The sequence below is a fragment of the Yersinia vastinensis genome, from assembly GCF_044905075.1.
GTDB classification, from domain to species: Bacteria; Pseudomonadota; Gammaproteobacteria; order Enterobacterales; family Enterobacteriaceae; genus Yersinia; species Yersinia vastinensis.
On the sequence record NZ_CP173260.1, the window covers coordinates 928,612 to 949,092 of the forward strand.

Sequence of the window (20,481 nt, forward strand, 5' to 3'; positions counted from 1 at the left end):
ATAGATAATCATACTCACTGCGGACTTTAAATTTTTAGAGTACTATTATTCCATTTTATTTGCAATTAATTATACGTTATTCATTGAACAAGTTTCCTTGCCCTAAGTTAACCAAAATGTCCGTTTCTGGCACAGAACGGCCTATCAGCATTCTAAAAATATTCAGATATATATCATTCCCCTGAACATACCTCATTAAAGGCAGAACCTCACGGTCTTGCCTTTTTTGTTTTCATTTCAGAGGAGCAGTAATGAATCAATTTGAAGGTTTACAGTCACTGCAGCATTCGCTTTCTAACCTGCCGCACTGGGCATCAGAGCGTATTCTGCAGCAGATAAATCAGCTTACTGACTATGAGCCGGTGATTGGCATCATGGGTAAAACTGGCTCGGGCAAGAGCAGCTTATGTAATGCCCTGTTTACCGGTGAGATTTCACCGGTCAGCGATGTGACCGCCTGCACACGCGAACCCTTACGCTTTCGCCTGCAAGTGGGGAAGCGCTTTATGACGCTGGTGGATTTACCCGGCGTCGGGGAGTCTGAGCGCCGGGATACAGAGTATGCCACGCTGTACCGTAAACAGCTCCCCCAGCTGGATCTGGTTCTGTGGTTGATTAAGGGTGATGATCGGGCGCTGGCCGTAGATGAACATTTTTACCGGCAGGTGATTGGTGAAGCATACCGGCATAAGGTGTTGTTTGTTATCAGCCAGTCTGACAAGGTTGAACCCACCTGCGGTGGTGAAAAGCTGTCTACAGAGCAGAAACGAAATATCAGCCTCAAAATCTGTCTGCTGCATGAGTTGTTCCAACCTGTAAACCCTGTCTGTGCGGTGTCGATACGTTTGCAGTGGGGGCTGCGGATGATGGCTGAGCGGATGATTCGTTGCTTGCCACGGGAGGCCAGTAGTCAGGTGGCAGTACAACTCAGTGCGCCACTTCGTACCGATGCCGTTAATAAAAAAGCCCGTGACGATTTTGGTGAAACGGTCGGCTCGGTACTGGATACAGTAAGTTCCATGCCCCTGATACCGGCCCAGGTTCGGTCAGTCATCCAGTCTGTGCGCGACATCGTGGTATCAGTCGCCCGTGCAGTCTGGAATTTCTTCTTCTGAACATTAACCCTTCTAACCCGTAGTTTCCTGAGCCCTGCCGCGATTTTGCGGCGGGGCTTTTTGTATTTAATTTTCCATCATGAGGAGTCTGCTTATGACCCGTCTGGCTTCGCGCTTTGGCGCAGCAAACCTTATTCGTCGTGACCGTCCGTTAACCCAGGAAGAGCTGTTTCGTGTAGTGCCCAGTGTCTTCAGCGAGGAGAAGCATGCGTCTCGTAGCGCACGGTATACCTGGATACCAACCATTACCGTTCTTGAAAATCTGCAGTGTGAAGGCTTTCAGCCTTTCTTTGCCTGCCAGACCCGGGTGCGTGACCCAGGGCGTCGCGAGCATACAAAGCATATGTTACGTCTGCGCCGGGAGGGACAAATTACTGGCAAGCAAGTCCCAGAAATCATTCTGCTCAATTCTCATGACGGCACCAGCTCGTATCAGATGTTACCGGGATTATTCCGTGCGGTATGCCAGAACGGGCTTGTCTGCGGTGAATCGTTCGGCGAGGTGCGGGTACCGCACAAAGGAGATGTCGTGAGTCAGGTGATTGAGGGGGCGTATGAAGTGCTGGGTATTTTTGACCGTGTGGAAGAGAAGCGGGATGCCATGCAGTCGCTGATGCTGCCGCCACCTGCACAACAGGCTCTGGCACAGGCTGCACTGACGTACCGTTTTGGTGAGGACCACCAGCCGGTGACAGCACCTCAGATACTCTCCCCACGCCGCTGGCAGGATGAGAGCAATGACCTGTGGACCACATACCAGCGTATTCAGGAGAACCTGATTAAGGGCGGGCTCAGTGGCCGGAGTGCAAAAGGTGGGCGAACACATACCCGCGCCGTGCGTGGTATCGACGGCGATGTGAAGCTCAACCGGGCTCTCTGGGTGATGGCGGAAGCGATGCTGAGTGGGTTTCAGTCCTGAGCTTGTTATCAGCATGTTGGGAAAGGACACTCCCTGTCCGTTTTACCTCCATTGGATTGAGTGTTTTATCACCGTATTTCACGGTGCGCCGCGTTGGGCTTGCCTCCGGTGGCAGATAAAAAATAGTTCATTCCATGTCCATACCCTGTCCGCCCCCCTCTTTAGAATCATTTCATATTCAGTCAGTTAATTATTACGGAGATTTGAGATAACACAGGCAGAGCGCCGTCACGACCGACTGGCTGTCAGGCTGTCACTGATAATCAGCCGCCTGGTTGCCGGTGAGACGCTGAACATGGCCCGGCTGGCTGCAGAGTTTAGTGTGTCAGTCCGTACCCTGCGACGGGATTTTCGCGAACGGCTGATGTATCTGGACCTGGAGTATCGACGAGGGCAATGCCGCCTGCGCAGCACCAGTGGGGGCGTACAGGGTGAGCTGGATGCGCTGACCTTTGCTCACCGGTCCGGACTGGCCGATATCTTTCCGGGGCTGGACCGGCGTCTGGCGGGCATGCTGCTCACAGCAGGAGGGATGCCCTGTCTGGTGTGGCAACCGCCACAGACTATATCACCGGCCACCTCACTGGTGTTCTACCGTCTCGTCAGTGCTATTACCGCCTGCCAACGGGTACTGCTGCTGGCTGAGGGAGAGCGCTGTGACGGACTGGCCCCGTACCGCCTGATATCACTCGACGGCTGCTGGTACCTCACCGGTGAACTTAACGGGCATATCACCGTGCATCCACTGGCGACCATCCATGCGGTGACAGTCCTCAATACAACTTTCACCCCGCTAAAACGTCTCAGCCAGTTAACCACACAGGCGGGCTTTATCCGGGCCCTTCCGCACTTCAGCTGTATCCGTGAAGTCCTGTCTCCTGGGCCCTCAGAGGAGGAGCCGGGCAACACACTGATTTAATTACCTCTGTTAAGAAGGAAAAACAATGACCTGGCATTACGAGAAAAATGGCATACGCCACGACAATGTGACCGAAGACGACATCACCAGCCTGATTATGCGCGGTGAACTGACTGCATCCACTCTGGTGTGGCGACAGGGAATGGCAGAGTGGCAGCCGGTCTCCGCTACTCCGCTGGCTTCGACGCTGCTCCGGAGCACCACACCACCAGCGCTGCCGGGGAACCGCATTCCGGGTGGCGTTGTGTGGACGCTGGCATTTGCTCCCTTCATTGGCTACGCGCTGGAGTTGTGGACTGCAGGATTGAGCGGGATGTCATTTGACGAGGCATATGATGCCGTCTCGGGTGGGCAGTACTGGTTTATCACGCTGCTGCTCAATATTGCTCTGGGGTATCTCGATGAACGACGCCTGCGTAAGGCCGGAGTGGACACCACCACGTTCGGCAAACTGGCCTGGCTGGTGCCGTTCTATCTGTGGCGGCGGGCGAAAACTCTCGGTCAGAAACCGGCTTACTTCTGGGTATGGCTTTTGATGCTGGCCCTGACTGTCTGGGCCTGAATGACCGCTACCTGATTCTTTCTCTGTTTAGGACCAACGTAATGAAAACACTGATTAAAGTACTGGGTATTACCGGCAGCCTTCTGCTCTGTGTGGGCGCTCAGGCTCAGCCTTATAACCGGACCCTCCCTGCTGTAGTTAATGACAACAACGGGAACATTTTCTGGTGCGATGCGCATCGTCAGGTTACCGGAAAATGCGAAGCCATGTCTGTTGACCGCCTGGGCGGGATGGTCACGGTGCGTTCCGCACCCTTTAAAGACTGCGAAGGCGGCCTGTGGGGCTGGATAACTATCATGCGCAACGATGTGTCGAAAGGATTCACCATTACTCCGGACAAGAAATACGGACTCACCGTAAAAGACCTGTGCCGTCCGGGCACGGTAGTGACCTTTAAACCCAACCAGAAGAAGCCGGAATATGACGACCTGGTGGCACTTTACCAGGGCAAAGAGCTGTTTCGCTACCGGCGCTTCTGATAACACCCGATATCAACCTCTCTCATTTTGCCCGACAGCGGGCTGGATTAATTCAGGAAGAAGACCATGCTGAAAATAATGACCTCTGCTGTACCTGCCCTCATTCTGTCACTTGCCGCCTTCAGTGCCGGTGCCGCTCAGCTTCCGGCAAGTCTGATGGATAAAGACAATCCCGGCCAGGAGTACTGGTGCCAGGGAAACGACATCAATACGTCCATGTGCTCACTGACCGGTGTCAGCGACGACCATAAATTTGCCCTGATTCAGGACCTGCCGGGCCCAGCCTGTGAAGATTTAAGCTTCGGGATTATCGACCTGGTGCGCCAGACCGGCATCAATGTTCCTTACGATGGTGGTGACTGTAAGGGCGATGTGAAGGCCGGTTTTGTACGCAGCGCGGAAGATAATGCCCTGTATGTGAAGATTGTTCGGGGCAGCAAAACCCTGCGGCTGTATAAGGTACAAACCGGTTACTGACAATCTCCCCACACCCGCATATTCCCAAAGCCCCTGACGCGTCTGCGTCAGGGGCTTTTGCTTTTAAGGTACATCGAATGTCTGAATCTCACATGCTGCCACCGGGACCTTTTACCCGACAGCAGGCCGAAGCGGTTACCCGCAGGTATCGCAACATCAGCATTGAAGACGACCAGGGCACACACTTCCGCCTGGTGGTTCGTGACTCTGAAGGTCGAATGATCTGGCGGGCGTGGTGCTTTGAACCGGATGCCGGTGAAGGGCTTAACCGTTATATCCGCAACTCAGGCATGCTCAGAGCATCCTCCTCCTGACCACACCCATTCATCATCCCTGTCTGTCCTTTATTTCCCATACGCCAGCCATCGTCGCTGGCGTTTTTATTGACGGAGAAAATCCATGACGACACAAACTCAATGCGAATTGGTACCCGCTAATGAACCTCAATTTGCCCTTACAGCAACACCAGTACCTGACGAACAGCGTCTCGATTTCTGGCCGCTGTACTTTGGCACTATCCCGCAGTGGATAACGCTGGAACCGCGTATTTTCGCCTGGATGGAGCGCTTTTGTGATGAGTACAGCGGTGGTATCTGGTCCTTTTACACGCTCAGTAATGGCGGCGCGTTTATGGCCCCTGATGCTGACGGTGGCGATAAATGGCATCTGTTTAATAGCATGAACGGCAATGGCGCGGAAATGAGCGTGGAAGCCGCAGGTATCGCGGTCTGCATGATTGAATACAGCCATCACGCCTGTCGCACAGAGTGTGACGCAATGACCGCACACTATTATCGCTTGCGGGACTATGCCCTGCAGCATCCTGAAGCTCACGCCATTCTGCGTATCATCGACTGAACGGAGGAACAAAGGATGAAACAGCTCTCCTTTTTACCCGGCGAGATGACGCCACAGGACCGGCGTCTCATTCAGCGGGCGCTCAGGGCTCTGGAGCGGCACCTGCATGAGCCAGGGGTAGCCTTCACCTCTACTCACGCCGTTCGGGAGTGGTTGCGACTGCATATGGCCGCACTTGAGCGGGAAGAGTTCCGGGTGCTGTATCTGGATAATCAGAACCAGCTTATCGCCCATGAGACGCTCTTTAGTGGCACGATTAACCGCACCGAGGTCCATCCCCGGGAAGTGGTCAAACGTGCACTGCACTTCAATGCGGCGGCGGTGATACTGGTGCATAACCATCCTTCCGGCGAGACGACACCCAGCCAGGCTGACAAAGCCCTCACGCAGCGACTGACTCAGGTACTTCAACTGGTGGATATCCGTATTCCTGACCATCTGATTGTTGGTGGCAGGCAAATCTATTCGTTCGCAGAACACGGTCTGTTGTGAGGTATTACATGAAAATTATCAGTAAACGCCGGGCAATGACGATATACCGCCAGCATCCTGAGTCCCGAATCTTTCGCTACTGCACCGGAAAATATCAGTGGCACGGTAGCGTCTGTCATTACACCGGCAGGGATGTTCCGGATATCACAGGAGTCCTGGCTGTGTACGCCGAACGCCGCCAGGACCGCAACGGGCCTTATGCCTGCCTGATGAGCATCACCCTGAACTGACAATTGTGGAGAACTGTAATGAGCAACATCATTTGGGGCCTGCAGCGCGATATCACGCCGCGCCTGGGAACACGTCTGGTGCAGGAGGGCAACCAGCTGCACTACCTGGCTGACCGGGCCTGTATCACAGGTAAGTTCAGTGATGCCGAATGTCTTAAGCTGGATGTGGCATTTCCGCATTTTATCAGCCGGATGGAATCCATGCTGAGCACGGGTGAAATGAATCCTCGCCACGCCCACTGCGTCACCCTGTACCACAACGGTTTTACCTGCGAAGCCGATACCCTTGGCAGTTGTGGCTATGTATACGTCGCTGTTTATTCCACTCAGCGCTAACAAATTTCACGAGAACAAATATGAAAATTCTACCGGCTACAATTTCGCGGGCGGCGAAGCCCTGCCTGCCACCCGTTGCAGTCTGGCAATTGCTTCTTACACGGCTACTGGAAAAACACTATGGTCTGACCCTGAACGATACGCCGTTCAGTGATGAAACCGTTATAAAGGAACATTTCGATGCCGGTATCACTCTCGCTAATGCCATTAACTTTCTAGTGGAAAAGTACGAACTGGTTCGTATCGATCGCAGAGGGTTTAGCTGGCAAGAACAAACGCCATATCTCACGAATATTGATATCATGAGGGCCCGCCGCGATCTGGGTTTATTAAATCGTAATTAGTCTGATGCTACTGGTGTCGCTGCTTTCGAGTATGCCTGCCATTTGCTATCATCTCGCTTCCTGCTGATTTATCGACAAAGGTAATTACTTGAATTCAAAGCCTCTGTGCTTTGGGGGTATCTTTGGGGGTATAAGTTAAGATATAACTTGAAAATTCTATATTTTTCAAGTTATTGGCGGGGTTGTTCTAACCCCTTCGCCCGCTCCAATCTAACGTCTCGCAGTATCTCTCGAAGTCTTTCAAACCTAGTAACCCCCATTTTTCTGATTGTTCTAGCTATTCCTATCGACATTTCATCTATTGAAATCTGCTTTTAGCAGAGAGAGGTATATATGATGGGATTTAATTCGGGCCAGATAAAACGACAGCATGACCCATGGACCCACGCCGATAAAACTTCAATTCATGGGGCGTACAACCATACCCTTACATATATGTAAAAAGTATCTGTATGGCCATCATTGGGTGTCAATAAAGTCAGGTCGTTAAATAATTTTTAGCATCAATTTCTCTTTGGTTAGATATTCATATTTGTTTTTTCATATATATTGTTGATTTTATTTCTCTGCAGAGTATCCTGTCTCAAAATGAACAGGAGGAACGATGCAACTAACTTCCTTACAACTCTTCAAAAACCTATCCGATGAGACCCGCCTGGGTATCGTGTTGCTGCTCAGGGAGATGGGGGAGCTGTGTGTGTGTGATCTTTGCACGGCGCTGGAACAATCGCAGCCCAAGATTTCCCGTCATCTGGCAATGCTACGAGAAAGTGGTCTATTGCTGGATCGCAAACAGGGGAAGTGGGTTCATTACCGCTTATCTCCGCATATTCCTTCATGGGCAGCTCAGGTTATTGAACAAGCTTGGTTAAGTCAGCAGGAGGATATACAGGCTATCGCCCGTAAGCTGGCATCGGCTCACGGCTCTGGTAGCGGTAAGGCTGTCTGCACCTAAAAATTCTCCTTTAATATATATGTTTTTTCGAATGTATAGTGCATAAGATAACGCGTTAATAGTGTTCTATTCGGTTACGTGCTGTCGTATTGGCGGTACATAACCAGTATCAGCAACTCAAACAACTTGCGGGTTAATTTGTTACACGCACAGGGTGGTTCTGCCGCTCTGTCTGGAGGATTTATGTTACTGGCCGGCGCTATTTTTGTCCTGACCATTGTTTTGGTTATCTGGCAGCCGAAGGGATTAGGGATCGGTTGGAGTGCGGCGCTGGGTGCGACGCTGGCATTGATTTCCGGTGTGGTACACATTGCAGATATTCCTGTGGTGTGGAATATCGTCTGGAATGCTACCGCAACCTTTATCGCCGTTATTATCATCAGTCTGCTGCTGGATGAGTCCGGCTTTTTCGAGTGGGCGGCGCTGCACGTGTCACGTTGGGGCAATGGTCGTGGTCGTTTGCTGTTTACCTATATCGTCCTGCTCGGTGCAGCGGTGGCGGCGCTGTTCGCCAACGATGGCGCAGCTTTAATTCTGACTCCAATCGTTATTGCCATGCTGCTGGCATTAGGATTCAGCAAAGGGGCTACACTGGCATTCGTCATGGCAGCCGGATTTATTGCCGATACGGCCAGTCTGCCGCTTATCGTGTCAAACCTGGTTAACATCGTTTCTGCTGATTTCTTCCATCTGGGATTCACGGAATATGCATCAGTGATGATACCCGTGGATATCGCCGCTATTATTGCCACGCTCGTGATGCTGCATTTGTTCTTTCGAAAAGATATTCCGCCGACTTACGATTTAGCTCTCCTGAAAGCACCGGAAAAAGCGATAAAAGATCTGGCAACGTTCAGAACCGGCTGGGTTGTATTGCTCCTTCTACTGATCGGTTTTTTTGTGCTTGAGCCGATGGGGATACCCGTTAGTGCTATTGCGGCGGTGGGGGCAGTCATCCTCTTTATTGTGGCGAAACGAGGTCATGCCATTAATACCGGTAAGGTGCTGCGCGGTGCGCCGTGGCAGATTGTGGTCTTCTCACTGGGGATGTATCTGGTGGTCTATGGCCTGCGCAATGCTGGGCTAACAGAATATCTCTCTGGTGTACTGAACGAGCTGGCAGATAAAGGCCTTTGGGCCGCGACCTTTGGTACTGGCTTCCTGACGGCTTTCCTGTCTTCCATCATGAACAACATGCCTACTGTGCTGGTTGGCGCTCTCTCAATCGATGGCAGCAACGCAACAGGCGTTATCAAAGAAGCGATGATCTATGCCAACGTGATTGGCTGCGATCTGGGGCCGAAAATTACACCTATTGGTAGCCTGGCAACGCTGCTCTGGCTGCATGTCCTTTCACAGAAGAATATGACCATCACCTGGGGATACTATTTCCGCACCGGGATCGTCATGACTCTGCCTGTGCTGTTTGTAACGCTGGCCGCGCTGGCGCTACGTCTCTCTTTCACTTTGTCATGAGATACTGAGATGAGCAATATCACTATTTATCACAATCCGGCCTGCGGAACGTCGCGTAATACGCTGGAGATAATCCGCAACAGCGGTACTGAGCCGACCATTATTCATTATCTTGAGACTCCACCGTCACGCCATGAACTGGTTAAACTCATTGCGGATATGGGAATCACTGTGCGGGCGCTGCTGCGTAAAAACGTTGAGTTTTATGAAGCGTTAGGGCTTGCCGAAGACTGCTTTACTGACAATCAGTTAATCGATTTTATGTTGCAACATCCTATCCTGATTAATCGTCCGATCGTAGTGACGTCGTTGGGGACCCGCCTGTGTCGCCCTTCTGAAGTGGTTCTGGATATCCTTCCAGATTCACAAAAAGGGGCGTTCGCGAAAGAAGATGGTGAAAAAATTATAGATGAAACAGGGACACGGATTAAATAATAGTGAGGAAAAGAATACGTTACACCGTATTAGTTCTTTGTCATTGGCGTCATATTCTTACCGGTATAAGACCTAAAATGCTTTTGCGATAATAACTACAGCTGTCAGATAATCCTTTCATATTGGCAGCCCCTATCTGATTTCTCTTTTTATGCTTACTAAATATGATGGCGGTATTCCAAAAAACTGTTAAAAATGAGGTAAGTATGAAACGTTTAATTATGGCTACTATGGTTGCAGCAATTCTGGCATCGTCATCAGTATGGGCTAGCGGTGAGGTGCCAACAGCAACAGAAAAACAGACTCAGCAATCTGTGGCGGCTGAGCGGATTTCTGAGCAAGGCTTATATGCGATGCGTAACATTCAGGTTGCGCGTTTAGCTCTATTCCATGGCGACCCTGAAAAGGCAAAAGAACTGACAAATGAAGCCTCGGCTTTGTTAGCAGATGATAGTACTGAATGGGAAAAATTTGCCAAATCGGGTAAGAAAACCAATTTGAGTGATGATCAGTATATTGTCATTAATGCTACGGTTGGGATATCTGAGAGCTATATTGCGACACCTGAAAAAAAGGCTGCAATAAAAATTGCTAATGAAAAAATGGCAAAAGGAGATAAAAAGGGGGCATTGGAGGAACTTCGCCTGGTTGGTGTCGGAGTGATGGAAAATCAGTATCTGATGCCGTTGAAACAAACACGGAATGCACTTGCAGAAGCCCAGAAACTACTTGATAAAAAACAATACTATGAAGCAAACCTTGCTCTCAAAGGTGCTGAAGATGGAATCATCGTTGAAAGCGAAGCATTACTGGTTGATTAAGCCTGATATTCATTTTATTTAAGGTGTGGGCGTCATACCTGCAAGTTTCTTTTTATGACCACAATATGATTGTTTGTGGTCATAAAACTCTCTGTAGTACTCTTCAGTTTTATATCAATTAATACCTTTCTTTTATTTCTCCTCTCCAATGAAACCCTATTTCTAGTAGACGATTAAAATAATTCTATAATTGGGAGATTATGCCACCAATTCTGGTTATTATTTTCGCCTCTGTGTAACTTAACCCCCAATTCTTACACGCGTAAGAATAACATCACAAATCTCGCGAATCTCTCTGATTACACCTTATACATATTTCTTTTATTATTATTTCCGTCCTCACCACTCATCTCACAAAAATCCATTGTGAGCCTAGAGTAGAGATGAACTCATTAACTCTATATATGATATGTGGCTAATTTAATTTACGGTGATAACCCATGTTTCTGAGTTATTCAGTGATGGGCTATTTCTTAAATAACCGCCAAATAGATAAAGTCAATTTTTTATTAACCAATAGGTAATGCTATGTCAACTCCACTTCAAGGAATTAAAGTTCTCGATTTTACGGGTGTACAATCCGGCCCATCCTGTACCCAGATGCTGGCGTGGTTTGGTGCCGATGTTATTAAAATTGAACGTCCCGGCGTTGGTGATGTAACTCGCCATCAACTGCGTGATATTCCTGATATAGATGCACTTTATTTCACCATGCTCAATAGTAATAAACGTTCTATTGAGCTGAACACCAAAACTGCGGAAGGCAAAGAAGTTATGGAAAAGCTTATCCGTGAAGCCGATGTTTTAGTTGAAAACTTTCACCCAGGCGCCATTGATCATATGGGTTTTACTTGGGAGCGTATTCAGCAGATCAATCCACGTTTGATTTTTGGTTCCATCAAAGGGTTTGATGAGTGTTCTCCTTACGTAAATGTGAAAGCTTATGAAAACGTTGCTCAGGCTGCTGGTGGCGCAGCGTCCACTACCGGCTTCTGGGATGGCCCACCGCTAGTTAGTGCCGCAGCCTTGGGTGACAGCAATACTGGGATGCATTTGCTGATTGGCTTACTGGCCGCATTGCTGCACCGTGAAAAAACGGGGCGTGGTCAACGGGTAACAATGTCTATGCAGGATGCGGTTTTGAATCTCTGTCGAGTGAAATTACGTGACCAGCAGCGTCTTGATAAACTTGGCTTTCTGGAAGAATACCCGCAGTACCCAAATGGTACTTTTGGTGATGCCGTCCCGCGCGGTGGTAATGCTGGTGGCGGTGGTCAACCTGGCTGGATATTAAAATGTAAGGGTTGGGAAACAGATCCCAATGCTTATATCTATTTTACCATTCAGGAACAAAACTGGGAAAATACATGTAAAGCTATTGGTAAAACAGAGTGGATTACCGATCCGGCATATAATACTGCTCATGCTCGCCAGCCACATATTTTCGATATATTTTCCGAAATAGAAAAATATACGGTTACGATTGATAAGCATGAAGCTGTAGCTTATTTGACCCAGTTTGATATTCCTTGTGCGCCAGTATTAAGTATGAAAGAAATCGCACTCGACCCGTCTTTACGCAAAAGTGGAAGTGTAGTGGAAGTTGAACAACCACTGCGTGGAAAATATCTGACGGTTGGATGCCCAATGAAATTCTCAGCATTTACGCCTGATATTAAAGCTGCGCCGCTATTAGGTGAGCATACCGCTGATATTTTGCAGGAATTAGGTTATAGCAAAGATCAAATCGCTGCGATGAAGTGAAACCATGTCATCTGATATTTAAGGGGGCCTCTCGTGCCCACTTTTTTAGACAAGAAATTCGAGGTTATTAAACATGCCGGATAAACTTCAAATGACGGATGGTATGCATATCATCGTTGAAGCATTAAAACAGAATAATATTGACACTATATATGGTGTCGTGGGAATTCCTGTAACGGATATGGCGCGTCACGCTCAGGCAGAAGGAATTCGCTATATTGGTTTTCGCCATGAGCAGTCTGCAGGATATGCCGCTGCAGCCAGCGGTTTTCTCACTCAGAAACCGGGGATCTGTCTAACGGTTTCTGCGCCTGGTTTTCTGAATGGTTTAACAGCATTAGCCAATGCGACGGTAAATGGCTTTCCTATGATCATGATCAGTGGCTCCAGCGATCGTGCGATTGTGGACCTGCAGCAAGGGGACTATGAAGAGCTGGATCAAATGAATGCAGCTAAACCCTATGCAAAAGGCGCTTTTCGCGTTAACCAACCTCAGGATCTCGGTATTGCATTGGCGCGCGCTATTCGGGTATCTGTTTCTGGTCGTCCTGGTGGTGTCTACCTTGATTTACCCGCCAATGTACTGGCCGCGACGATGGAAAAAAATACCGCTGTAAACACCATTGTGAAGGTTGAAAACCCCGCACCAGCATTGCTGCCATGCCCGGAGTCAATAAGCAAAGCGATATCGCTTCTGGCAAAGGCAGAGCGGCCATTAATTATTCTTGGTAAAGGTGCGGCATATTCGCAGGCTGAAGAGCAGATCCGTGATTTTATTGAAAGCACGCAGACCCCTTATCTTCCGATGTCTATGGCTAAAGGTATTCTCGAAGATACCCATCCACTTTGTACTTCAGCAGCCCGTTCGTTTGCTCTGGCAAATGCGGATGTGGTGATACTTGTAGGGGCTCGTCTCAATTGGCTATTGGCTCATGGTAAAAAAGGGTGGGCAAGCGATACACAATTTATCCAATTGGATATTGAGCCTCAGGAAATTGACAGCAACCGCCCAATTGCTGCGCCGGTAGTTGGTGATATAGCCTCCAGTATGAAACTTATGTTGGCGGAACTGAAGCGCAGCCCCTTTACCACCTCTTTGGAATGGCGCGATATTTTAAATATTCACAAGCAGCAAAATGCGCAGAAAATGCAGGAAAAATTAAATACTGATACCCAGCCATTAAATTATTTTAATGCATTAAGTGCCGTACGCGATGTCCTCAGTGAAAACCATGATGTCTATTTGGTTAATGAGGGAGCAAATACACTGGATAATGCGCGAAATATTATTGATATGTATAAGCCTCGCCACCGACTGGACAGCGGCACATGGGGTGTCATGGGTATCGGGATGGGGTATGCCATCGGCGCAAGTGTGACGTCAGGTTCGCCAGTGGTGGCAATTGAGGGTGACAGTGCATTCGGTTTCAGTGGAATGGAAGTCGAAACTATCTGTCGTTATAACCTGCCGGTGACCATTGTCATTTTCAATAATGGTGGCATCTACAGGGGAGATGGAGTCGATCTCAGTGGAGCTGGCGCGCCGTCGCCAACTGATCTGCTGCATCACGCACGGTACGACAGGTTAATGGATGCATTTCGTGGCGTTGGTTATAACGTCTCAACATCAGATGAGCTTCGTCATGCATTGGCGGCCAGCATCTTGTCGCGGAAACCGACCATTATTAATGTGGCCATCGATCCAGCCGCTGGAACTGAAAGCGGCCATATTACCAAACTTAATCCTAAACAAGTTTCTGGTAATTAAATACTGACACCATCTCCTCTCACCTTTTAATTATATTTTGGTGAGGGGGACTCTTATCGGAAAAATATTATGTTAACTTTTTTTATTGGCGATTTATTGCCTATTATTGTGATCATGCTGTTAGGTTATGTGGGCGGCAAACGTCAAACATTCTCAGAAGATCAAACTCGGGCATTTAATAAACTGGTATTGAATTACGCCCTTCCCGCGGCTTTATTTGTCTCTATTACTCGGGCGAATCGGGATATGATATTTGCAGACGCCCGTCTAACCCTCGTTTCACTTGTGGTTGTCGTCGGATGTTTCTTTTTCTCCTGGTTCGGGTGCTATAAATTCTTTAAGCGTACTCGTGCTGAAGCCGCTGTATGCGCATTAATTGCAGGTTCACCAACTATTGGATTCTTGGGTTTTGCGGTCCTTGATCCTATTTATGGTGACTCGGTATCAACGGGTTTAGTCGTAGCGATTATATCTATTATTGTTAATGCTATTACTATTCCTATTGGCCTATATTTGCTGAATCCAGCATCAGGACCGGATGGCAAAAAGAATAGTAATCTGAGCGCGTTATTCTCGGCGGCAAAGGAACCGGTAGTATGGGCACCTGTCCTCGCGACGGTACTGGTACTTGTTGGGGTTAAAATTCCTTTAGCATGGGCTCCAACATTCGACCTGATTGCTAAAGCCAACTCTGGGGTTGCTGTATTTGCTGCGGGTCTGACTCTGGCAGTACATAAATTCGAGTTCAGTGCGGAAATTGCCTATAACACATTCCTGAAATTAATCTTAATGCCATTGGCCCTGCTTCTTGTTGGTCTGGCTTGTCATCTTAACAGCGAACAACTCCAGATGATGGTTCTGGCAGGTGCGTTACCTCCGGCATTCTCAGGGATCATTATTGCCAGCCGTTTTAATGTTTATACCCGTACTGGTACTGCTTCTTTAGCCGTCAGTGTGCTTGGGTTTATCGTCACGGCACCATTGTGGATATATATCAGCCGACTGGTTTCATAATAAATAATGTTATTTATTCATTTAATAATGCCACCGAAGTACATATTTTACTTCGGTATTTTTTTTGCGAGGCACCAGTCAGTGAAATATATAGAAAATAAAGGGCCGTTTGACGGACTATTGGTTATCGATTTAACACATGTTTTAAATGGCCCTTTTGGTACGCAACTTCTTTGCAATATGGGCGCCAGGGTAATTAAAATTGAACCCCCAGGTCATGGAGACGACACACGAACTTTCGGACCCTATGTTGATGGTCAGTCACTTTATTATAGTTTTATTAATCACGGAAAGGAGAGTGTTGTTCTTGATTTAAAAAATGAGCAAGATAAAAGCATTTTTATTAATATGCTCAAACAAGCAGATGTATTAGCTGAAAACTTCCGCCCAGGCACCATGACAAAATTAGGTTTTTCATGGGAAACGCTTCAGCAAATTAATCCGCGACTCATTTATGCTTCTTCTTCAGGTTTCGGCCATACCGGTCCCTTAAAGGATTTTTCTGCCTACGATACGATAATTCAGGCTATGAGCGGCATAATGATGGAGACCGGTTATCCTGATGCTCCACCGGTGCGTGTTGGGACATCGCTTTCTGATCTCTGCGCGGGGGTGTATCTGTTCAGTGGTATTGTCAGCGCTCTTTATGGACGTGAAAAGAGTCAACGGGGCGCTCATGTGGATATAGCCATGTTTGATTCAACCTTGAGCTTTTTGGAGCATGGCCTTATGGCATATATCGCTACGGGTCAGGCACCACAACGGCTTGGTAATCGCCACCCCTATATGGCACCTTTTGACGTCTTCGAAACTCAGGATAAACCCATTACTATTTGTTGTGGTAATGACAAGCTTTTTTCTGCTTTGTGCGAGGCTATGGGGCTTCCTGAACTCGTAAGTGATTTGCGCTTTGTTAGCAATATTTTGCGCGTACAAAATCAAGCGGTACTAAAGCAGTACATTGAAAGCGTATTAAAGACGCAGCCAGCAGATGTCTGGTTAGCGCGCATTCATCAGGTGGGTGTACCTGTGGCCCCACTTTTGAATGTGGCGCAAGCAATGCAATTGCCACAAACACAGGCAAGAAATATGTTGGTCGAAGCGGGGGGAATAATGATGCCGGGCAATCCCATAAAGATTAGTGGCTGCCCGGATCCGCAAGTTTTACCCGGAGCGGCAACGCTCGATCAACATGGTGTGCAGATTCGGCGGGAGTTTTCATAGGCCAATTTAAGTTTTATTACTGAATGCAGTTGTCAGTGAGCTCCCACATTTAAGTATTGTGGGAGCATCAATTTCATGGATGCTGCTGACAAAAAAGATCAATCTCCTGACCTAACTCTCCTATATGTTCACTCAAGGAATTTAACAGTTGAATAATGTCAGGCTTACTAGCAGGTGATATTGGCTGTATTTCTAACTGATGACTGATATCAATCAATCGCTGTAAATTTAAGATATCCGCAGCGCCATGGATACGGTGTATACACAGATGGAAGGTCCTATTATCTCCAGTATCTAAGGCTTTGTGCGCAGCTATAAGATCTTTATGCGTCTCATTTTGAAAGGTGAGCAGCATTTCCTGCATCAGTTCAGGATCGTTTGCAGTATTATTTTTAAGCGCATCGATATCAAGATGTGCATACCGGGGGGGGATTACCTCAATTTGGGGTAATTGACTTAAGTGAGTTTTTAAAACGTCCTGGGTTAGCGGCTTAAATAGGCATAAATTCATGCCACAACTTAACCCCTTATCACGCTCGTTAACTTGTGCATTGGCAGTAAGCCCCCAAATGGGTAGTGAATAATGTTGCTCACGCAGAGTATGTGTGAGTTCGAACCCATCCATATTCGGCATATTAACGTCAGTTATTAGCAGGTCGTAATGTTGCATACCAATTTTGTGCAAAACCGCCGCACCATCACAGGCTTCATCAACATCATATCCCAGTAGCTTGAGCTGGCGTTTTAATAATAATCGGTTTGTCGGATGGTCATCAGCAATTAAAATACTCAGCTGCCTTGGGAGAACGAGGGTTTGTTCAGGTTTTTCATTGGCAATATTTTTTTGTTGAGTAAATTCTACTGGGAGTGTGATTGTAAATGTCGTTCCCTCACCGGGCTGACTAACCAGTGTAAGATCGCCTTTCATTTTATCAATCAACTGTTTGCATATCATTAAACCTAAACCAGAGCCAGTTTGCTGACGTCCTGCGCTAGTTTGGCTATAACGTTTAAACAGTTGTTGTTGCTCTTCCTGTGAAATTCCGCTTCCAGAGTCGGCAATAATCAACTTAATGACCGCACGGTTTTCGTCTAGCTGATCCATTGTAGTACTGATCTTTACTGTACCCTCTGTTGTAAATTTGAGAGCGTTACAGAGCAAATTTGATAGAACCTGCTTAAACGCCTGAGGGTCTATGTTAATCAGATAATGCTCGGGAAGCGTATTGATACAGGTTAATGCGATTTTTTTTCGCGCTGCAATCGCATCAAAAGAGTGGCAAGTGAGCTGGACAATAGAAGAAATGTTCACCCATTGTGGTTGAAGCAGATAGTTACCGGATTCAATTTTATCGACATCCAGAATCTCACCAATCAAGCCAAGTAGTGACTGCCCAGTGGAATAGGCAAGCGAGATGGCCTCAACGCGTTGCTCTTGGTTAAGGCCAGTACCGGAAAGGAGTTCAAGGAACCCCATGATTGAGCTGATAGGCGTTCTTATTTCGTGGCTCATCGTAGCCAGAAACTGACTTTTAGCAACTGTTGCGCTTATTGCTTTATTTTTTTCTACTTCGAGTTCGCGAATTAAGTTACGCGTCTCCGTAATATCTTCCCAACCGCAAATATAGACAGCATGTTCACTTGCGGGCAGATTACATAATGTATGCCAGTGATTAATACATCTTTTTTCTAAGCCATTATTAATTTCAAAGACTTGCTTACATATTTTTCTATTTTCTTTCGTATCAACTTTTACTTCATTTAAGTCAGAGAAGATATCTTTAAATGGGGAACCGCTATCCGCTAAGGGTAATAAAGCAATTTTGTAAAAATCATCAGTAAAAAAATGTTCAAAGGCACGACTGTGACTAATGATAACGCCTTGCCAGTTCACAACATAACTTGGATTGGGTAATGAATCAGATAATGCTTTACGGAATGATATTTGATTCTCTAAGTCTCCCTGGATAGCTTTACGACGACGAACAGACCGCAGCAGATAGAAGCCCCACAAAAGGCTACTTACAACCAATAAAACCGATAATGTTGTGACAATATAGAACTGCTTACTATAGAGATCCCATGTGTCGATTGTCACATTAGGCATTTTGATCCATTTTTCTGTCAGACGCAGAACTTCACTAGGAGGAATTGCATTTAACGCTTTGTTAATAATATTCTTTAGTTCAGGTTCTCCACGGGGAAAAGCAAATGAAAGAGATGCATATGGCACTCCTGGGATGAGAAAATGAAAGAGTTCATTAGGATAGTAATGATCAATCATGTAACGAGAGTTTAGTTGTGTGGCAACTAAAGCATCGAGTTTTCCTTCCTTGACCTGATGAAATGCAGCACTTGCGTTATCAACCTGTATCCACTCAATATCTGGATACATCTCTTCTAATTGTAAATGAAGGTCGTAATAGTTAGGAATAGCAACCTTCATCCCTTTTTTAAGGGCTTGTTCACTGTCAGGGGCATTTTTCATGACAAAAACGTAAGGTGTCGTAATAAATGTTTCGGCAAAGGAAACAGATTGCTCACGTTTTTCACTATAAATTGCCCCGGGTAAAATATCCCATCCGCCCGTGGCGAGTTGCGTCCCTGCATGAATATCATGCGAGATAGTAATAGGGGAGAAGTTTAACCCGGTTTGCAAAGTGATAATATTAAGAATATCACCCATTACTCCTCGTACAGAGCCATTTTCGTCTGTCATTGAAAATGGCGGTGAATAAGGGTTCTCAAGCACTTTTAAATTGGGATGCTGTTTAATCCACTGCTTTTCATGTTCTGTTAACGCTAATGGTTTATTGAGGAAAGCAAGGTTCCCAGTATCAAGCCAATTTTGTGAAACTTCATATCGAACTTCATTTGTTAACGCATCAACAAAGCGATTGAGTACTTCGTGAAGAGTGACTGATTCTTTTCTGGTCAAGAAAAAGTTAAACTGACGTGGAGCGTCATAGTATTTCACAACATTTAATGAATGCGTGAAATAACGTGAAATCATACTGCTGGCAATGATATTGCTACCAATAAAGTAATCATTCTTGCCTGAAGATACTGATGCTAGTGCTTGGTAAGTTTTTGAAAAAGAAATTATTTTTGCTTTTGGAAACGATTTTCTAATCTCTTCATCGGAGGGATAATTAGCAACCCGTGCAATATTGACTGGTTTGGGGGTGGTCAGCGGCTGCATAGAATCGTGGACGGTGGTTACCAGAGCGGGGAAGGTAATGATCAGTGGTTTTGAAGCAACAATGTCCTTATTTTCAGGGGCTGACTCAGTTAAATGCGACAGCACTACGTCGACCTCTCCCTCCTCCAATGCATCCATAGCTTTTTTATGATCAGAGTACTCACGAAGTATTAATTTGATATTCAGAGCTCTTTTCAAAAGATTTAAATAGTCTGCATTAATACCACGAGTTCGTTGTTGTGAGTCTTTATGCAGCAATGTTGCTGTTTGCGAAGGATGGACTGCAATGACAAGATTCTTTTTATTAGCCAACCAACGTAACTCTGTATTACTTAAACGTAAAGAGTCAAGCGTAACACTGCTATTGCTACTGATTCCACGATAGTCAATATAATCTGAGTTAGCAAGGCCATATGCCGACCACAGATAAGCATAAAGGAAAAAAATATACGGTATAAACTTCATAATATTAGCCGATTTTGTTGCGTTGGGCGAATGTGTAGAGATCCATGAGTGATTTACATTCTAACTTTTCCATCAGGCGACTTTTATAAGTACTGACTGTTTTATTGCTGATAAACATTTTTTCGGCAATATAGTTATTATCTTTGCTGTCCAGAATATAACGCATAACACTGATTTCTTGTTTGGATAAGGCATCTAATTTTTGCTGATCAGAAGTTAAGCTTCCAATAAATCGATTAAGAGAAAAAGGAAAATAACTGTAACCATTTTTAGCTGCTTCAATAGCAGCAATAATATTGTTCATTCCTTCTTTTTTACTCACGAATCCATTAGCACCAACATCAGCACAATGTTTACCGTAAAAATGATCATTTTTGGCAGAAACAATAATGATAATCCCAGCGTAATGACGTTTTCTGAGCGTTTCTAACACCTGGATACCATTTAGCCCGGGTATATCGACGTCAATTATGATGATATCGGGCTTGAGTGTTTCAACACGTTGAACGGCACTTCCCCCTTCCACCAATTCGGCTAAAATTTCAATATCGTTTTTAGTCAGTAAATTACGAATGGCGGCGATCGCAAGAGGATGGTCATCAATAATTATTGCTTTCATGCATTAT

The 20,481-nt window shown here is 46.6% G+C and carries 22 protein-coding genes; 20 read left to right on the top strand and 2 right to left on the bottom strand.

The window, feature by feature from the left end:
- Nucleotides 1–251: 251 nt before the first annotated feature.
- The 20 genes from ACIOG0_RS04210 to yfdE all read left to right on the top strand — a co-directional run bounded on the left by ACIOG0_RS04210 (nucleotide 252) and on the right by yfdE (nucleotide 16,188).
- Nucleotides 252–1,115 (top strand): GTPase family protein, encoded by an 864-nt coding sequence (locus ACIOG0_RS04210; protein ID WP_001071225.1) that lies wholly within the window; start codon nucleotides 252–254, stop codon nucleotides 1,113–1,115.
- Nucleotides 1,116–1,209: 94 nt separating this feature from the next.
- On the top strand, nucleotides 1,210–2,034 hold the full coding sequence (locus tag ACIOG0_RS04215) for a DUF932 domain-containing protein (protein ID WP_000197385.1): 825 nt from the start codon (nucleotides 1,210–1,212) through the stop codon (nucleotides 2,032–2,034).
- A gap of 208 nt (nucleotides 2,035–2,242) precedes the next feature.
- Entirely contained in the window at nucleotides 2,243–2,953 is a 711-nt protein-coding gene (locus tag ACIOG0_RS04220; protein WP_024198336.1) for a hypothetical protein, read from the top strand.
- 25 nt (nucleotides 2,954–2,978) lie between these two features.
- Complete coding sequence (locus ACIOG0_RS04225) at nucleotides 2,979–3,515, top strand: DUF4339 domain-containing protein (protein WP_000219797.1); 537 nt, start codon at nucleotides 2,979–2,981, stop codon at nucleotides 3,513–3,515.
- A gap of 41 nt (nucleotides 3,516–3,556) precedes the next feature.
- Nucleotides 3,557–3,994, top strand: coding sequence for a hypothetical protein (locus tag ACIOG0_RS04230; protein WP_024198335.1), 438 nt, complete (start codon nucleotides 3,557–3,559; stop codon nucleotides 3,992–3,994).
- 66 nt (nucleotides 3,995–4,060) lie between these two features.
- Nucleotides 4,061–4,471, top strand: a complete 411-nt coding sequence (locus tag ACIOG0_RS04235) for a hypothetical protein (RefSeq protein WP_000912997.1) — start codon at nucleotides 4,061–4,063, stop codon at nucleotides 4,469–4,471.
- A gap of 77 nt (nucleotides 4,472–4,548) precedes the next feature.
- Nucleotides 4,549–4,785, top strand: coding sequence for a DUF905 domain-containing protein (locus tag ACIOG0_RS04240; protein ID WP_000004273.1), 237 nt, complete (start codon nucleotides 4,549–4,551; stop codon nucleotides 4,783–4,785).
- 85 nt (nucleotides 4,786–4,870) lie between these two features.
- Nucleotides 4,871–5,329 (top strand): antirestriction protein, encoded by a 459-nt coding sequence (locus ACIOG0_RS04245; RefSeq protein ID WP_016538084.1) that lies wholly within the window; start codon nucleotides 4,871–4,873, stop codon nucleotides 5,327–5,329.
- A gap of 15 nt (nucleotides 5,330–5,344) precedes the next feature.
- A complete protein-coding gene (locus ACIOG0_RS04250) occupies nucleotides 5,345–5,821 on the top strand; it encodes a RadC family protein (protein ID WP_000811694.1) in 477 nt (158 codons plus the stop codon).
- 8 nt (nucleotides 5,822–5,829) lie between these two features.
- Nucleotides 5,830–6,051, top strand: coding sequence for a DUF987 domain-containing protein (locus tag ACIOG0_RS04255; protein WP_000691995.1), 222 nt, complete (start codon nucleotides 5,830–5,832; stop codon nucleotides 6,049–6,051).
- An 18-nt stretch (nucleotides 6,052–6,069) separates the two neighbouring features.
- Nucleotides 6,070–6,387: a type IV toxin-antitoxin system YeeU family antitoxin gene (locus ACIOG0_RS04260; protein ID WP_000065326.1), complete on the top strand. Its 318-nt coding sequence runs from the start codon at nucleotides 6,070–6,072 to the stop codon at nucleotides 6,385–6,387.
- 20 nt (nucleotides 6,388–6,407) lie between these two features.
- Nucleotides 6,408–6,731, top strand: a complete 324-nt coding sequence (locus ACIOG0_RS04265) for a TA system toxin CbtA family protein (RefSeq protein WP_000698542.1) — start codon at nucleotides 6,408–6,410, stop codon at nucleotides 6,729–6,731.
- A 604-nt stretch (nucleotides 6,732–7,335) separates the two neighbouring features.
- A complete protein-coding gene (gene arsR, locus ACIOG0_RS04270) occupies nucleotides 7,336–7,686 on the top strand; it encodes an As(III)-sensing metalloregulatory transcriptional repressor ArsR (protein ID WP_128451577.1) in 351 nt (116 codons plus the stop codon).
- Between the two features lie 183 nt (nucleotides 7,687–7,869).
- Nucleotides 7,870–9,162 (top strand): arsenic transporter, encoded by a 1,293-nt coding sequence (locus ACIOG0_RS04275; protein WP_050098035.1) that lies wholly within the window; start codon nucleotides 7,870–7,872, stop codon nucleotides 9,160–9,162.
- Nucleotides 9,163–9,171: 9 nt separating this feature from the next.
- The gene (gene arsC / locus ACIOG0_RS04280; RefSeq protein ID WP_050098036.1) at nucleotides 9,172–9,597 is read left to right on the top strand and encodes a glutaredoxin-dependent arsenate reductase; all 426 of its coding nucleotides are present in this window, start codon (nucleotides 9,172–9,174) and stop codon (nucleotides 9,595–9,597) included.
- Between the two features lie 206 nt (nucleotides 9,598–9,803).
- Nucleotides 9,804–10,418 (top strand): YfdX family protein, encoded by a 615-nt coding sequence (locus ACIOG0_RS04285; protein WP_050098037.1) that lies wholly within the window; start codon nucleotides 9,804–9,806, stop codon nucleotides 10,416–10,418.
- Nucleotides 10,419–10,946: 528 nt separating this feature from the next.
- Nucleotides 10,947–12,182: a formyl-CoA transferase gene (gene frc, locus ACIOG0_RS04290; protein WP_050098038.1), complete on the top strand. Its 1,236-nt coding sequence runs from the start codon at nucleotides 10,947–10,949 to the stop codon at nucleotides 12,180–12,182.
- 73 nt (nucleotides 12,183–12,255) lie between these two features.
- Complete coding sequence (oxc, locus tag ACIOG0_RS04295) at nucleotides 12,256–13,950, top strand: oxalyl-CoA decarboxylase (protein ID WP_050098039.1); 1,695 nt, start codon at nucleotides 12,256–12,258, stop codon at nucleotides 13,948–13,950.
- 69 nt (nucleotides 13,951–14,019) lie between these two features.
- Nucleotides 14,020–14,964 carry a transporter YfdV gene (gene yfdV / locus ACIOG0_RS04300; RefSeq protein WP_128451576.1) on the top strand — a complete coding sequence of 315 codons (945 nt, stop codon included), beginning with the start codon at nucleotides 14,020–14,022 and terminating at the stop codon, nucleotides 14,962–14,964.
- 81 nt (nucleotides 14,965–15,045) lie between these two features.
- Nucleotides 15,046–16,188: a CoA:oxalate CoA-transferase gene (gene yfdE / locus ACIOG0_RS04305; protein ID WP_050098041.1), complete on the top strand. Its 1,143-nt coding sequence runs from the start codon at nucleotides 15,046–15,048 to the stop codon at nucleotides 16,186–16,188.
- 73 nt (nucleotides 16,189–16,261) lie between these two features.
- On the opposite strand, the gene evgS is transcribed toward yfdE, so the two are convergent.
- Nucleotides 16,262–19,855, bottom strand: coding sequence for an acid-sensing system histidine kinase EvgS (evgS, locus tag ACIOG0_RS04310; RefSeq protein WP_050140258.1), 3,594 nt, complete (start codon nucleotides 19,853–19,855; stop codon nucleotides 16,262–16,264).
- Nucleotides 19,856–19,859: 4 nt separating this feature from the next.
- The gene (evgA, locus tag ACIOG0_RS04315; protein WP_050098043.1) at nucleotides 19,860–20,474 is read right to left on the bottom strand and encodes an acid-sensing system DNA-binding response regulator EvgA; all 615 of its coding nucleotides are present in this window, start codon (nucleotides 20,472–20,474) and stop codon (nucleotides 19,860–19,862) included.
- Nucleotides 20,475–20,481: the final 7 nt, after the last annotated feature.

Coding starts and splice junctions, on each gene's coding strand:
- ACIOG0_RS04260 (WP_000065326.1), top strand. CDS start 6,070: ATGAGCAACATCATTTGGGGCCTGCAGCGCGATATCACGCCGCGCCTG.
- ACIOG0_RS04275 (WP_050098035.1), top strand. CDS start 7,870: ATGTTACTGGCCGGCGCTATTTTTGTCCTGACCATTGTTTTGGTTATC.
- ACIOG0_RS04240 (WP_000004273.1), top strand. CDS start 4,549: ATGTCTGAATCTCACATGCTGCCACCGGGACCTTTTACCCGACAGCAG.
- ACIOG0_RS04245 (WP_016538084.1), top strand. CDS start 4,871: ATGACGACACAAACTCAATGCGAATTGGTACCCGCTAATGAACCTCAA.
- ACIOG0_RS04255 (WP_000691995.1), top strand. CDS start 5,830: ATGAAAATTATCAGTAAACGCCGGGCAATGACGATATACCGCCAGCAT.
- ACIOG0_RS04225 (WP_000219797.1), top strand. CDS start 2,979: ATGACCTGGCATTACGAGAAAAATGGCATACGCCACGACAATGTGACC.
- arsC (WP_050098036.1), top strand. CDS start 9,172: ATGAGCAATATCACTATTTATCACAATCCGGCCTGCGGAACGTCGCGT.
- ACIOG0_RS04250 (WP_000811694.1), top strand. CDS start 5,345: ATGAAACAGCTCTCCTTTTTACCCGGCGAGATGACGCCACAGGACCGG.
- ACIOG0_RS04230 (WP_024198335.1), top strand. CDS start 3,557: ATGAAAACACTGATTAAAGTACTGGGTATTACCGGCAGCCTTCTGCTC.
- arsR (WP_128451577.1), top strand. CDS start 7,336: ATGCAACTAACTTCCTTACAACTCTTCAAAAACCTATCCGATGAGACC.
- evgS (WP_050140258.1), bottom strand. CDS start 19,855: ATGAAGTTTATACCGTATATTTTTTTCCTTTATGCTTATCTGTGGTCG.
- ACIOG0_RS04235 (WP_000912997.1), top strand. CDS start 4,061: ATGCTGAAAATAATGACCTCTGCTGTACCTGCCCTCATTCTGTCACTT.
- frc (WP_050098038.1), top strand. CDS start 10,947: ATGTCAACTCCACTTCAAGGAATTAAAGTTCTCGATTTTACGGGTGTA.
- oxc (WP_050098039.1), top strand. CDS start 12,256: ATGCCGGATAAACTTCAAATGACGGATGGTATGCATATCATCGTTGAA.
- ACIOG0_RS04285 (WP_050098037.1), top strand. CDS start 9,804: ATGAAACGTTTAATTATGGCTACTATGGTTGCAGCAATTCTGGCATCG.
- ACIOG0_RS04215 (WP_000197385.1), top strand. CDS start 1,210: ATGACCCGTCTGGCTTCGCGCTTTGGCGCAGCAAACCTTATTCGTCGT.
- yfdV (WP_128451576.1), top strand. CDS start 14,020: ATGTTAACTTTTTTTATTGGCGATTTATTGCCTATTATTGTGATCATG.
- evgA (WP_050098043.1), bottom strand. CDS start 20,474: ATGAAAGCAATAATTATTGATGACCATCCTCTTGCGATCGCCGCCATT.
- ACIOG0_RS04265 (WP_000698542.1), top strand. CDS start 6,408: ATGAAAATTCTACCGGCTACAATTTCGCGGGCGGCGAAGCCCTGCCTG.
- ACIOG0_RS04210 (WP_001071225.1), top strand. CDS start 252: ATGAATCAATTTGAAGGTTTACAGTCACTGCAGCATTCGCTTTCTAAC.